The organism is Bacillus sp. ISL-4 (assembly GCF_018613275.1).
GTDB lineage: Bacteria > Bacillota > Bacilli > Bacillales > DSM-1321 > Peribacillus > Peribacillus simplex_E.
On the sequence record NZ_JAGGQN010000015.1, the window covers coordinates 1 to 13,768 of the forward strand.

Annotated in this window: 9 protein-coding genes and 1 pseudogene; 4 read left to right on the forward strand and 6 right to left on the reverse strand. The window is 37.3% G+C overall.

The window, feature by feature from the left end; genetic code table 11:
* Window positions 1–422: 422 nt before the first annotated feature.
* Both J7J00_RS14175 and J7J00_RS14180 read right to left on the reverse strand, forming a co-directional pair.
* Window positions 423–683: pseudogene (locus J7J00_RS14175) on the reverse strand (IS4 family transposase); the annotation flags it as partial.
* A 102-nt stretch (window positions 684–785) separates the two neighbouring features.
* On the reverse strand, window positions 786–2,711 hold the full coding sequence (locus J7J00_RS14180; RefSeq protein ID WP_214791494.1) for a sigma 54-interacting transcriptional regulator: 1,926 nt from the start codon (window positions 2,709–2,711) through the stop codon (window positions 786–788).
* 259 nt (window positions 2,712–2,970) lie between these two features.
* Between J7J00_RS14180 and J7J00_RS14185 the strand changes: the two genes are divergently transcribed.
* The 4 genes from J7J00_RS14185 to J7J00_RS14200 are packed head-to-tail and all read left to right on the forward strand — an operon-like array spanning window position 2,971 to window position 8,049.
* The gene (locus J7J00_RS14185; protein WP_214791496.1) at window positions 2,971–4,161 is read left to right on the forward strand and encodes an iron-containing alcohol dehydrogenase; all 1,191 of its coding nucleotides are present in this window, start codon (window positions 2,971–2,973) and stop codon (window positions 4,159–4,161) included.
* 48 nt (window positions 4,162–4,209) lie between these two features.
* The gene (locus J7J00_RS14190) at window positions 4,210–5,565 is read left to right on the forward strand and encodes a GntP family permease (RefSeq protein WP_214791498.1); all 1,356 of its coding nucleotides are present in this window, start codon (window positions 4,210–4,212) and stop codon (window positions 5,563–5,565) included.
* A 26-nt stretch (window positions 5,566–5,591) separates the two neighbouring features.
* Window positions 5,592–6,494, forward strand: coding sequence for an NAD(P)-dependent oxidoreductase (locus J7J00_RS14195; protein WP_214791500.1), 903 nt, complete (start codon window positions 5,592–5,594; stop codon window positions 6,492–6,494).
* A gap of 31 nt (window positions 6,495–6,525) precedes the next feature.
* A complete protein-coding gene (locus J7J00_RS14200; RefSeq protein WP_214791715.1) occupies window positions 6,526–8,049 on the forward strand; it encodes a CoA-acylating methylmalonate-semialdehyde dehydrogenase in 1,524 nt (507 codons plus the stop codon).
* Window positions 8,050–8,535: 486 nt separating this feature from the next.
* Here J7J00_RS14200 and J7J00_RS14205 read toward each other — a convergent pair whose 3' ends face one another.
* From J7J00_RS14205 to J7J00_RS14220, 4 genes are all read right to left on the reverse strand, one after another.
* Window positions 8,536–8,778 (reverse strand): hypothetical protein, encoded by a 243-nt coding sequence (locus tag J7J00_RS14205; protein ID WP_214791502.1) that lies wholly within the window; start codon window positions 8,776–8,778, stop codon window positions 8,536–8,538.
* Window positions 8,779–9,064: 286 nt separating this feature from the next.
* Window positions 9,065–9,331 carry a hypothetical protein gene (locus tag J7J00_RS14210; protein WP_214791504.1) on the reverse strand — a complete coding sequence of 89 codons (267 nt, stop codon included), beginning with the start codon at window positions 9,329–9,331 and terminating at the stop codon, window positions 9,065–9,067.
* Window positions 9,332–10,277: 946 nt separating this feature from the next.
* Window positions 10,278–11,690 (reverse strand): DHA2 family efflux MFS transporter permease subunit, encoded by a 1,413-nt coding sequence (locus J7J00_RS14215; RefSeq protein ID WP_214791506.1) that lies wholly within the window; start codon window positions 11,688–11,690, stop codon window positions 10,278–10,280.
* 940 nt (window positions 11,691–12,630) lie between these two features.
* A complete protein-coding gene (locus tag J7J00_RS14220) occupies window positions 12,631–13,395 on the reverse strand; it encodes a hypothetical protein (RefSeq protein ID WP_214791508.1) in 765 nt (254 codons plus the stop codon).
* Window positions 13,396–13,768 lie beyond the last annotated feature (373 nt).

Sequence of the window (13,768 nt, forward strand, 5' to 3'; positions counted from 1 at the left end):
TCAGTTTTCAAAGAGCAATTGTTGTTGGTTTGTTTCAACTCATTCAACTTAACATAACATTGAATAGTTGTCAACTTCTGCGAAGAATTTCTTTTGTTAAAATCGCTCGTTAATTAGGCGACTTCATTATCATACTTCTATCTTTCTTTAGTGTCAACATTTAATTCGTAAAATAAGAATCTCTAATAACACTTTCCTCTTGAAACCATATTGTTAATGAATATAAAAAACCACCGTACGTGTTTCATCTATAATTAATCAACTGGGATGCACTGCGGCTGCTTTGTTCACACCAGGTATACCATCCAATAATTCTACTTCCTTATGATATGGGGACAGGAGTTGATCAATTTGTGTCCTTAAATATAAAGGTGAAAAAAAGACTCTCGGTGGAATGCGACAGCTGCAGGATTAAAGCGCTAATTGGGTCCCTTTTTGCTCATTAGTACACCCGTCGAAGCCTCTAAACGACTACTTAGTTGCGTAAGTGATGTACGAGCGACTTCTTGGCTGAGCAAAACGCAAAGAGCGATGAGTTCATCTGCTTGATACTTATTAGACCGCTGTACAAAACCAACTTGTTTGGCGATTTCTTGTAGGACTATTGGAGATAAAAAGCGTTGTAATTCTTCTGCGAAAAGTGTTAGTTCACTAGAGATGATTGGATTATAAAAAAACACCATCCTTTCTCGTAAACTTCTTACGATAAGCATAGCGTTTTTTCATTTTTGAAGGTATCCGTTTTAACTTTGCTTTATGGGCATGTGACGCTCCCCCTATCAAGTTTATCTTAGGTGATGTTTGACCATTTTTTTATATAAAGTAGTTCGGTGGATGCCGAGGATTTTAGCTGCCTTCGATTTGTTTCCGTCTACTTTCTGTAAGATGTTTAAAATAAGTTCACGTTCACGTTCTTCGTTCGCCACTTTTTCATTAACCAGCAAATTAGAGGTTGTTGAACTATTTCCTTGGTGAGGAGAACCTAATTGCTGATCTAATTCTAGCTCAGTAGTTATAAGAGGATTAATAGTATGAGTTGAGATCTGGCCTGTTTTTTCACTAGGATATTTACTATATTCATTTTTAGTCCTTATAAGATAGTCTTTAAGATGTGGTGGCAGATCTTCTAGTTGAATTCGTGCTTGATCTGAAAGAACAACTAAGCTTTCTAAAAGGTTTGCCATTTCCCGAACATTTCCAGGCCAATCATATTGAATGAAGCTTTCCAAGACTTCTCGACTTAATTTAACGGGGGGGATTTGGTATTTTTTGTAACATTCTTCTAATAATTTCGATACTAAAATAGGAATATCTGTTTTTCTATTTTTAAGGGGAGGGATGTGCAAACGAATGATATTTAGACGATAGAATAAATCTTTTCGAAAGGTCCCCTTTTCAACCAACTGTTCTAATGGCTGGTTCGTTGCGGCAATAATACGTACGTTCACATGAATTTCATTAATTCCCCCAATCCTTTCAAATTTTTGTTCCTGCAAGATGCGAAGCAGTTTAGCTTGTAGGTGAAGGGACATGTCTCCAACTTCATCCAAAAAAAGCGTTCCGTTATGAGCCAATTCTAATTTCCCTGGTTTTCCTCCCTTGCTTGCTCCTGTAAAAGCCCCATGGTTGTACCCAAAAAGCTCAGATTCAAGCAACTCATCAGGAATAGCCGCACAGTTAATGGATATTAATGGACCATTTTTTACTGGACTTAAATTATGAATAGCTTTGGTAAACAACTCTTTTCCAACACCGCTTTCACCGATAATTAAAATTGTAGCCAATGTCTTTGCTGCTCGACGAGCTATTTTTTTAACTTCACCTATAGAGCTACTTTCACCGATGATTTTATCAAATGTAATCGTTGCTTCATCTTTCTTGGGATATTCAAGTGTAATCTGTTTATGACTCGATTTATCCTTAAGGGTCTGCATCCTATCAAAGACTTTAGAGAGCTCTGAAACTCCTTCGAAAACAAGCATTCCTATTGCACCAATCACTTTATCATTTCTCCATATCGGAATTACGCTAGCAATCATTTCTTGCCCCTGCAAAATAACCGCATTATTGCGTTCAGGAATTCCCGTTTCAAGAACAACTGGCAACCGGGTATTGTCAATTACTTCAGTACAGTGCTTACCTATAACTTCTTCCTTTCTCATTTGTACGAAACGGCTGTAGGAATTATTAAAAAGTTGGATTACGCCGTTTTGATCTACTACAGTTATACCTTCATAGGCTGTATCAAAACAAAGATCGTACATTTTTACTATTTGATCTAATGATTGTACTTTTTCGCTCAATACAAAGAATTGGTTTAGCAAACTTCTCGTTGAAGGGAAACGACCAATAAGACGTCCATTTCTATCTAATACTGGAATACGAGTTCCAAACTGAAAGGAAAGTTCGTTTATAGGATCGTCAGCATAGCAAGCATCGAACTTCTTAATCATGATATTTTGAATTTCTTGTTCTAAAGGTAGGCCATTCAAAAATGCTCTCATTATTATTGAGAAAGTGACAATCCCCTTTACTATACAATCTTCGTTAACCACTGCAAGGTTATCTATTTCGTATTTCGACATGATATTAGCAGCTTTATAAATAGAGTCGTGAATTTGTAATAAATAAGACTCTTCTTCCATCCAATCTTCAACGATTCCGTCATTAAAAATATTATAGGAGACGCTTTTATTATTTAAAACATTCATCAGAATCACCTATCTTATTTTAAATTGATGCGAATTTTGAATAGTATCAATATTCAAAATAACAATAAAGGAAATTGTTGTCATTTGTCAACGAAGTTGTTCTTGTTTATCTACATAATTATCGATCGAGTGTTGCTTTTCGAAAACAGATATTTTAAAAATGGATGGGTACTTACAGGAAATTTGGCTTAATAACGAATTGGCACAACTCTTGCATTAGTTTATAACTGAAAGTCAATTTTTTATCAGGGGGTGCAGTGTGAATTTTATCGGAGAATTACGTACGCCTAATATTGTATATTATGGAAATCAAAGCCTTTCTAAACTAGGCAAAGTGGCAAATGATTTAGGTTCCAAAGCATTGTTAATCAGTGACAAGCCTATGAAGGATTTAGGTTATGTGGATAGGGTTATTAGATATCTTCAAGATGGGGGTGTTCACTCGATTACATATTTGGGAGTGGATTCAGAAACAAAAGATACTCATGTTGAAGAGGCTTTAACTCTTTTTAAAGAAAAGGAATGTGATTTAATTGTTGGTCTAGGCGGAGGAAGTTGCATTGATGCTGCTAAGGCGGTAGCTCTATTAGCTAGAAATGAAGGCGCTTTAATTGAATATATGGGTGTGGAAAATGAGATTATAAATGATCCCGTTTCAGTAATAGCTATTCCAACAACAGCTGGAACAGGATCTGAGGTGACTGATGCGTTAGTTGTGACTGATACAATTAAAGATTTAAAAATGATGATTAAACAACCTAAAATAATGCCACAGGTAGCTATTGTTGACCCAAGTCTAACGCTTTCATCACCAAAAATGTTAACAGTTGCCACAGGGATTGATGCATTATGTCATGCTTTAGAAGCTTATATCTCACGTAAGTCTCATCCTTTAACTAATACACTAGCTTTATCATCTATCAAATTAATTATAGATAACATTCAACGTGTTTATGAAGATGGAAATGATTTAGAAGCAAGAACACAGATGGCTTTAGCTTCAATTCAAGCAGGCATTGCTTTTTCTAATTCATCCGTATGCCTTGTTCGTGGGATGTCTCGGCCAATTGGTGCCTTGTATAAAGTACCACATGGGATTTCGAATGCAATGCTTTTATCAGCTGTGTTGGAATTTAGTGAAGGCAGCTGCGTTGAAAAACTAGCTCAAGTAGGTCGGACAATTATGGAAGGCATGGAGCAGCAAAGTGATGTGGTCGTGGCAAAAGAAACCGTATTATTTATTAAAAAACTATGTGTTGATTTAAATATTCCTAATCTTAAAGCGTGGGGAATTAATGAAGAAGATTTTGAACAATCTTTAGAGAAAATGGCAACTGACGCATTAGCAAGCGGAAGTCCAGGGAATCACCCCCGAGTGCCTAGCAAAGAGGAAATTATTGATCTATATCGGGTCTCCTTTACTAATGACTATTCAACTATTCAACTATGAAACTACTCAAAAAGTAATATTGTATTTGGAAAGGGGGGATTGGTTAATATGGCAATTAGTTTTTTAGGTTTAATAGTAGGTCTTGGACTACTCATGTATATGACCATTAAAGGGATAAACATCATTATTGCAGCTGTGTTGTGTTCTGTTGTTGTAAGTATCACAGGCAAGCTTAATCTAATGGAAGCGTTAACAACTGACTACATGGGAGGCTTCACTGGTTTCTTTGCTTCCTGGTTTTTAACATTTTTACTAGGGGCCATTTTTGGAAAAGTCATGGAAGATACAAAATCTGCAAATTCAATTGCAGATTGGGTTCAGCGTAGATTCGGAGCTAAGCGTGCAGTATTTGCTGTTGTAACCGCGTGTGCGCTTATGACGTATGGTGGTGTAAGCGTATTCATCGTTGCCTTTTCCGTTTATCCTATTGCAGTTTCTTTGTTTAAAAGTGCTAATTTACCTCATCGTTTTATACCTGGTGCACTTGTCTTTGGATCCATCTCTTTCACTATGACATCGCCAGGGTCACCAGAAATACAAAATTTAATTCCTACTGAACATTTTGCTACGACTCCAACTGCTGGAGGTTGGGTGGGTGTGGTTATTGCTCTATTAATTATGGTTGGAGGTGGAATTCTCTTAGGAAGGATGGTTCAAAAAGCTGTAGATAGAGGAGAAACTTTTTCTATGGACCACATTGCTGAAAGTGCATCGAATGAGGTTGCTGCAACTCGGCTGGAAACAGAGGATGACCCAAATCAAGGAGTATCTGAAAAGGGCTTGCCCAATATAATTATTTCGATCATTCCTTTGATCTCTGTAGTAGCAGTCTTAAATATTGTTGCCAAGTATATCCCGACGGACCAAGCGGTATTGGTTGCTTTATTTGCGGGAATTGTTGTGGGATGGACGCTTATGTATAAAAATGCTATTGGCACTCATTGGAAAGCCCTTACTATAGGGGCTGAAAATGCACTTAATGCCATTGCTAATACATGTGCTGTGGTAGGATTTGGTGCAGTTGCAGCAAAAGTACCAGCATTTACTGCTATTGTGGATACGCTTACTAATATGCCTGGGCTAGAATATGCGGGTCTTGCTATGGCTGTTACGACTATAGCCGCTATTACGGGTTCAGCCTCTGGCGGTTTAGGAATCGCCTTACCTATACTTGCACCTATTTATCAAGCACAAGGTTTAGATCCAGGAGCTATGCATCGAATTTCATCCATTGCTTCAGGTGGACTAGATTCTTTACCACATAACGGATACGTCGTTACTACTATCAGAGCGGTATGTAAAGAGACACATCAACGAGCATATAAGCCAGTATTTGTTCTCAGTGTGGTCGTACCTACAGCAGCTTTAGCTTTAGCAGTTATCTTATATATGATTTTTTACTAGATGATACCTGAAGGAGAGAAAGAGAGATGAGTTTAAAACATAGGATAGGATTTATCGGATTAGGAAATATGGGTTTACCTATGGCAGAGAATTTGATTAGTCACGAATATATAGTATACGGTTTTGACATTAATCCAACAGCCATTGTCAAATTTCAAGAAAATGGTGGACATGTATGTCAAAGTATTAAAGAAGTACTTCAACATGCAGATGTGATATTTATTAGTTTGCCTTCACCAGCTATTGTTGAGATGACATTTTTCGAAGAAGGTATTATTAAGTATGGTGCTGATAATTTAATGATTATTGATACAAGTACAGTAACACCAGAATTAAACCGTAAAGTTTTTACTGCTTGCCAGAAAAATAACTTAAGATACTTAGGTTCTCCAGTAAGTGGCGGTGTTATTGGTGCCGTTAATGCAACCCTAACATTTATGGTTGGAGGACCTAAAGTATACTTTGATGAAGTGCAGCCACTGCTAAATATTCTAGGAAAAAATCTGTTTCATGTTGGAGAAAATCCAGATAGTGGCACTGTGATTAAGTTAATCAATAATTTGATGATCGGCTTCTATACCCAAGCAGTTGGGGAAGCGCTAACTCTTGGTGAAAATATGGGCTTAGATCACGAGCGTATGTTTGAAATCCTAAGTGTAAGTTATGGCCAAAGCAGAATATATGAAAGAAATTATAAGGAGTATATCGCCAAAAATAACTTTGAACCTGGCTTTACAACAAATCTGTTGTTAAAAGATTTAAAAATAGCTAAGCAAATGGCTGAGGAATGTGAAATTAAGCTGCCAATTGGAGACCACTTGGTAGATTGGTATATGCAGGCGGCGAATGAAGGTTATGGAGAGAATGATATGTCTGCTGTTTACTTAATGACTAAGAAGCTAGCTGAAAAAGCAATACAAAAAAAATAATAATAAATTTGGAGGAATAAATAATATGACTATGATTAAAAGTGAATTTAATACGAAAACATTAACTCATTTTATTGGTGGAGAAATGAAACCTGGCAGAAGTGAACGCTTTGGAAAGGTATATAGTCCTTCAACGGGTGAAGTAACGGCTTTTTGTCCATATGCTTCTGTAGAGGAAGTAAATGAAACAATTGAAGTGGCACATTCGGCTTTTGCAGTTTGGAAAAATACGTCTGTGGCAAAAAGAGTAGAAGTTATTCATCGCTTTAGAAGCCTTCTAATAGAGGAAACAGAACGACTGGCAAATATAATAGGTCTTGAAAGCGGCAAAACAATTTCTGATGCAAAAGGTGAAATTAGTAGAGGAATTGAATCGGTTGATTTAGCGATAAATGCTCCACATATGTTAAAAGGTGAATACTCTGTCAATGTTGGTGGAAATATCAACTCTTTTTCAATGAAACAACCTCTAGGTGTAGTTGCAGCGATTTCTCCATTCAATTTTCCAGTAATGGTACCGCTCGCAATGACTTCTATGGCAGTTGCTTGTGGAAATGCAGTAATTTTAAAACCCTCTGAACGTGTTCCGAACTCAGCTTTATTTATCTCGGATCTATGGAAAAAAGCGGGCCTACCAGATGGAATTTGGAGTATCATTAACGGTGACAAAGAGGCAGTTGATGCATTACTTAAAAATCCAAAAGTATGTGCTATATCTTTTGTAGGTTCTACTAGGGTAGCTGAATATGTTTATCACGAAGGAAGCCGTAATAATAAGAGAGTAGCTTCTTTCGGTGGAGGAAAGAATCATATGATTATTATGCCGGATGCTGATTTAGATCAAGTTGTTACTGCCTTCTTAGGTGCAGCATTTGGTTCTGCATCCCAACGCTGTATGGCGATTTCAGCAGCTGTTCCAGTTGGTAAAGCAACAGCTGATGCATTTGTAGCAAAACTAAAAACTCGTGTACTAGAATTAAAAGTAGGGGCATATAATGACAAGAATGCAGACTTTGGAGCTGTAATAACACAAGAATCAAAGGATACTGTTATCAAGTACATTAATGAAAGTCTTGAAGAAGGCGCACAATTATATGTGGATGGCCGAAATCCCAAAATATGTGAAACGGAAAAAGGTTTTTATTTAGGACCAACGATTTTAGATCATGTTACTCCTGATATGAAAATTTATCGTGATGAGGTGTTCGGACCGGCACGTATTGTGGTACGCGTGAATAGCTTAGACGAAGCAATTGAATTAATTAATAATCACGAATATGGTAATGGTGTGACAATTTTTACAGAAAACGGACATACTTCAAGGAAGTTCTCAGAACAAATTGAAGTGGGAATGGTCGGTGTGAACGTACCGATTCCGATACCAGTCGGATACTACAACTTTGGAGGGTGGAAGCGTTCGAAATTCGGGGAAGGCCACATGTTTGGTCCAGACACCGTTCGCTTTTTCACAAAAACCAAAACGGTTTCAGAAAGATGGCCTGAATCCAAAGACAACGAAAATAAAGCGGAATTTTCATTTCCAAGTAATCAATAACTAAATAATTTCATTACATTGAGATAAGTCGAATTTTCATAGGGAAATGCAATTAACAAATGAAATATATTGAAATAAGCGCAAAACGCTTGGATGATTTTATGATTCCAAGCGTTTTTTTGCTATTGAATTTATTAATTTTATCTACAAATTTAAGAAACTCAAGATAATGGACAAAGAAAATTAGACATCTATCAAATAATAACTACTGTGCTAAGTTGTTCTCCTTATCATAGAGTGAAGTATAGAGATCAGAATAAAATTTCAAAGGTTTCATCAGCAACCGCCAATCAGGCTGGATACCTGATTGAATTAAGGAAAAAACGTGTGTTTAGCCTTCATCAACTGTTTTTAATAGAATTTCTGCTTTTACACTTTCTTTATAACGCCTTGCATAGGAACTCCTTTCTAAAAAGAGATACTGACAAAACGATGGGTTTGGATGTTCACAAACATACCTGTCATGAACTCACTTCTCTTGAATTATCATTCTCGATACTTTTCGGTTTCCTTAGCTTTAGGTTTCCTTCCCTCCGAACGTTTAACGGATATGGAAGGTAATACTTTTGCTTGTCTCGCATCGATTTTCTTTTGAATTCCCCATTGCTTTAGGTGTTTGACTGGTTCTCTTGAAGCTGCTGCTTCTTGTTTGCTTTCCATTTTTGTAGCTGGGTTACGATGCGGGGAAGGTTGATTTTCACGGTCATGTACCCCCTCTGTCCGTTGCATAGAATGCTTAGGCTGTTCTTGTTTTCTACTTTCTTGTCTAGTTGAATTCGGAGGGTTCACACCAGGCTTCCGGGTTTCCGAAACCGTACGTTCAGGACTTCGTGAAGGTTATCCACTGACTGGTCCTTTGCCTGTTTCCCCTTCCTCCTTTTCACTTTTATAATCCTTTAAATCCACAATCGCAGCTCCCGCATTTCGTGAAGCTGATCGGTTGGCCATCCCTGTATACAGCCCGTTGCTGTATTGATTGACCCTTTTCCGATTGCTTGTTGCCCTTGATTTCTCCCTACATCTGGTTTTGAGGTGTATTCTCACCAACAGCTTTTCGATATTCTGACCTTCCACTATTTGCTACGGGTGGATTGGTAAAGGTCTTTCGGCCCGAGCCTTCTTTTCTCGACTGGTATTCTTCTTGACGCTTATTATTTTGGTGGACTCTATAAACTTTGGCGACCATTCTTTTGGCTCCCTTGAATCCTGTTTCACCAGCATCCCCCATCTTATCAAGTGTATTGATTGTCGCTCTCTCCACAACTTGCTGACCTTGAACCATGCCTGCAGAAGAACCTTAAAGATTTCGGCACGATATAGGGGTAATGGGGAGTTCTCCCTTCCTGTACGGGAATAAATAGGGACTCTGGACCTTATAGCAAACCCATGCTACATCAAGAATGTATGAAATCCTTAATAAACGATAAAAACGACTAAGAGCCAAACCCCTGATAAACATAGACTTGTCTTTTTTAGCGACCTCCTAAAAAAACAATTATGTTAACTGGTTTTGTATAAAATTTACATAGAATCATAATTTCTTTTCTTCATTAGCATAACCCTTCTTGCAAAACCAGTTGTTCACTTTTATGAACCGGACTGTACCAAAGGACAGTTAAGAGATTATGGTATTCCAATTAACACAAATACAAGCCAAGCAATTCCCGGTGCAGTAGCGATAATAACTATTGAAAAGATTAATATATGTCGGAAAAAAACACGCTCTTTTACGCCTTGGACATTCGCAAGTAATAATGCCCCATTTGTAGAGAAAGGACTTAAATCAACAATGGCAGAAGCAATGCAGATTGCTGTAATTACGCCAATAGCCGATATGGTAGGATAGGAGCCGCCATCGGAAGTATAGCCGCTAAGATACCTGTAGTCGAGGCAAAGGCCAGATTACTCCACCTATATATGACGCTGCGAGTGCCGCAATCATAGGGTTACCTACTTTTTCTATTAAATGAGTTAAGTATTCAGTGGTACCGATTTTTCCCATTACTCCCACATGTCCCTAAGTTACTTCATTTATCCGTTAACATACATTCAAAATGAAACCCTGCGAATAAGCGGGTTTTTTCGAGAAAAACGTTTTAAACTGAGGGAGTTCAATAAAGTGAGGAGCCTGGGGGCAAAAAAAAGGAGATTTAGTATAAAAAGAATCACAAGTAGATGAATCTATATTGTGATTCTTTTCAAGCCTAAAAAAAATCGGATTCAAATCTTTAATTCTTCTCTCCGAACTCTTTTCCTGCTGATTTTTGATCCTTTATTTTAAAAGAAATGAGGAAGCTAATTAACGAAAGTACAGCGATGACAATAAATGAGATTTGCGCGCCATACATATCAGGATGGACTATCTTGGGACGCTGCTGAGCATTTTCGGTAGCTGATGTCATCACAGTAACAAGGATTGCTGTACCTACAGATGCGGCAATCATTTTCATCGTATTATCCATTGCTGCACCATGGGCAATTAACCGTTTAGGCAGCTGGTTTAAGGCTGCCGTTGAAACAGGCATCATAACCATGGCTAACCCGAACATCCGAATACTGTACATTACCATAATAAATGTAAAACTTGTTGAAGGACCAACATCCATAAAAGTAAAGGAGGAAGCGGTTATGATGAGTAATCCGCCAATAACCAACCACCTGGCCCCAATCCGGTCAAAAATACGTCCAATGAATGGGGACATTAACCCGGTAATAAGTGCTCCAGGGAGTATCGCTAATCCAGCTTCAAACGCAGTAAATCCTCGCATGTTTTGCATAAATAGCGGGATAAGCGTTTCGGCACCAATCAGACCCATAAAAGTAATGGCTCCAATAATAATAGCAATCGGGAATAATGAATACGTGAACACACGGAACTCCAGCATTGGATACTTCAATCGCAATTGCCTTTTTATAAACCAAACAAGTGAAATAGTTCCAATGCCTAGGGATATGCTGGTACTCTCGTCTGTCCAGCCATAATTACCAGCAGCTGTAAATCCATACAATAATCCACCGAAACCCACGGAAGATAAAACAATCGAAAGCACATCCACTTTTGGCCGTGTAACTTCTGTTACATTTTTTAAAGCGAAGAACGCAACTATGATATCAATAATAGCAATTGGAAGAATGATAAAGAATAACACCCTCCATGAGTAGGTCTCCGTAACCCAGCCGGATAAAGCGGGCCCAATAGCCGGCGCGAAGGAAATGACCAGCCCGACCAGTCCCATAGCTGCACCCCGTTTTTGAACAGGGAAAATCATTAGGAAGACTGTTTGCATTAACGGGAGCATAATTCCGGCTCCGCTCGACTGAATCATCCTTCCTAGCAGCAGCATTCCAAAATTAGGAGCTAGCCCCGCTACCAATGTACCAGTAGCAAAAATCCCCATGGCTGAAAGGAAGAGCTGTCTGGTGGTAAAGCGCTCCAGTAAAAACGCGCTCACAGGGATCATGATCCCATTAACCAGCATAAAAACCGTTGTTAGCCACTGTGCACTATTTGCCGTAATATTCATTTCTTCCATTACAGGAGGAATCGCGGTAATCATTAATGTTTGATTCAAGATCGCAATAAATGTACCCGCAAGCAAAAGGGCAACAATTGTTGTCTGTTTACTTTTTGTTGAACTCAATTATGGTCCCCCTTTACGATTTGGAAAAAACATACTTTTGTAGATTACACGAATTCACATCAGATATCCAGTTATTTGCTGTTAAAAATAAAAGCAAATAAGTCGGCATTAAATAATTACTTTCCCTACAAATAAAAGGGGATTTCCTTTGAAGAACAGGTTGCAATTGATGTGCGTTTGTCCTAGTCACAGGGTTGCTGTTGAGCCAAATACGGAAGCACCTTCAAAAGTAACTCCCCTATAAGAGCAGATCAATTAGCCGCAGTAGACATCAAAACATTCTTATCAGTGATCGCTCTTTATTGCATAAAAACTTAACTGGCTTATAACCACTAATCACCATTGCAATTACGCTGTCGAAATTTGCTTAAAGTATGTTTTCCGTGTTTTGAATTTAAACCATTTATGAATCTTTTAAGAGAGCTCCATTCAATAGAGTCCAACATTCAGCAAAAACCTCTCTTGAAATTGACGACTTTCTGCTATTATTATTTATAAAAAACGATGAATATGGCGGAAAAACATACTTTAAAGATAGTCCAGATTTAATTAAAGATCTTTCCACACCTACATCTAATTCATGTTGTTTACCTAGCTTCTTTTTTTTAGAAAGGAGGGAGAACTTGGCATCTGGATGATTTGGTCTCCCCCTTTTTTGAATAATCACTATCACTTATTATATTCCAAGGCCCAGCATGAAATTGCTAAATATCTCCATCTTATCCAATGTTATAAAACCAACATTCGGAAAAGACCAAATTATCTTCTAGTTCGGGAATATTTATAAATCCAATAGACTAAACCAATACTAGTGAATATAAATGAGTCATTAAACCCCTTGTGGATGCGATAATCCTAGAATTTCCGGTTAATTTAACTCTTCTATTTAAAAAGTTCAATATTTTCTCTTTATCCCTCCTGAAACTAAAAAGCACCCAATTTAATGGATGCTTTGATTTCCTTTCTTTCGTAATCTTATTTCAAATTTATCACTGAAAAATTCATTTGCATTAAATATAGTACTAATGTCTGAAATATCACCTACGTTCACAATTAATGCTTCATCAACTTCTTGATCTGTGAGAACTATGCGATATTCATATTGATTTTCAAAGTATTTATCTTTCCAAAAATAAATATCAGTCCCTTGATTTTTATAAGAGCTCATCCTAGCTGAGGAATTGATGTTATAATCATCATATTTGACCAAGCCCCCTCTGTAAGCATAACCTTTTTCATTGAGTGTTCTAGTAATTCTGTCAATAAATTGCGATGGGGTAACAAAAATCAAGCTATCTCCGAACTCCCTGATCATTTTATCGATTTGTTCATTAGGTAAATCAAATTTGGTATAGTAATACTTTTCATCTTCCTTAACCACTTTTAACATATCGCCGACAATTGCAAACATACAATATAATGGTCTTTTTTCATTTATATTTTTTCTGAAATTCATTTTTTTAGTTCGCCCCGACATTATTAATTCATGGGTATTTTGAGTAAAGAAATTCATTGTTAATTCCGTAAAAACATGTGCTGCTTCAAATTTGTCTCCTACACCTTTTTCTCCTGAAGCACTTTCCATATCAATATACTTTTTGAAATTATTCATATATAAATCTCCAGACAAGAAACTTTCCACAAAAGGTGTGAACTTTATAAATCCAAAAACTTGACCTTTAAATCCAACGTCTGATATTTTCATACTCTTCATTCCCTCCTATTTGACTACTAAATTCGACAAAAGGGACTATTCACCGGTATTTATTCCAAGACTATTAAGGAACGATAACTGTTAGTGAACATGTAAGAATGTATGCCTAGTTTACAAAGAATATACTTCATTAAAAAACGCTTATCCAAAGGATAGACAGTCTTTCTTCTTTACAGTCTTCCCTTTAACCTCTCCTGATTCCATAATCTCTCCCTAATAAAAAAAGCACCCAATTTAACGGATGCCCCCTTTAACATCAATAAAAAAACCTTCGAATATAGATCCTCAAAAACCTTCCGGTATTCAGGAAACACTTGAACCTATATAATTATCCGTTCAAGCTTTTCGTTGAAGTGAAATTCAA

What these genes read in the sequence shown, in the direction of transcription:
- J7J00_RS14210 (WP_214791504.1), bottom strand. Translation starts at nt 9,331, where the DNA reads ATGGTTCAAGGTCAGCAAGTTGTGGAGAGAGCGACAATCAATACACTT.
- J7J00_RS14195 (WP_214791500.1), top strand. Translation starts at nt 5,592, where the DNA reads ATGAGTTTAAAACATAGGATAGGATTTATCGGATTAGGAAATATGGGT.
- J7J00_RS14200 (WP_214791715.1), top strand. Translation starts at nt 6,526, where the DNA reads ATGATTAAAAGTGAATTTAATACGAAAACATTAACTCATTTTATTGGT.
- J7J00_RS14220 (WP_214791508.1), bottom strand. Translation starts at nt 13,395, where the DNA reads ATGAAAATATCAGACGTTGGATTTAAAGGTCAAGTTTTTGGATTTATA.
- J7J00_RS14205 (WP_214791502.1), bottom strand. Translation starts at nt 8,778, where the DNA reads ATGCAACGGACAGAGGGGGTACATGACCGTGAAAATCAACCTTCCCCG.
- J7J00_RS14180 (WP_214791494.1), bottom strand. Translation starts at nt 2,711, where the DNA reads ATGAATGTTTTAAATAATAAAAGCGTCTCCTATAATATTTTTAATGAC.
- J7J00_RS14190 (WP_214791498.1), top strand. Translation starts at nt 4,210, where the DNA reads ATGGCAATTAGTTTTTTAGGTTTAATAGTAGGTCTTGGACTACTCATG.